We start from the raw sequence: 424 nt of genomic DNA, 5'->3' as shown, positions 1-424 counted from the left end.
GTCGTAGGCAGGGCGCGCGGCGTCCGGCCCCTCCTGGTCGAAGCCGCAGCAGCTCACGTGGACGATGCGCGGGTTGCGCGCGCTCACCGCCTCGTAATCCAGCCCCAGCCGCGCCAGCGCCTGCGGCCGCACGTTGCTGATGAGCACGTCGCAGCCCTCGGCCAGCCGCAGCGCCGCCTCGCGCCCCTGCGGGTGCTTCAGATCGAGCGCGATGCTCTGCTTGCCCGCGTTCGCGTGCAGAAAGATATGCCCCATGCCCGCATGCCGCATCGGCCCCACGTGCCGCATGTTGTCGCCCTCGGGCGTCTCCACCTTCACCACCTCCGCACCCAGCTGCGCGAGGATCTGCGTGGCGAACGGACCCATGATCACCGAGGTGAGATCGAGCACGCGCACGCCCGCCAGCGGGCCGGTGCGTGAAGCG

At 71.5% G+C, this 424-nt stretch carries 1 protein-coding gene; it reads right to left on the bottom strand.

All coding sequences use genetic code 11. From position 1 onward, the window contains the following. A partial coding sequence (locus IR141_RS12850; protein WP_209304457.1) for a CoA transferase occupies window positions 1-424 on the bottom strand: 424 nt, incomplete at both ends.

The organism is Neisseria sp. 19428wB4_WF04, assembly GCF_015235335.1.
In the GTDB taxonomy this organism is placed as follows: Bacteria; Pseudomonadota; Gammaproteobacteria; order Burkholderiales; family Neisseriaceae; genus Neisseria; species Neisseria musculi.
The sequence above is the reverse complement of the archived record's forward strand: the minus strand, read 5'-3'. Positions and strand labels throughout refer to the sequence as shown.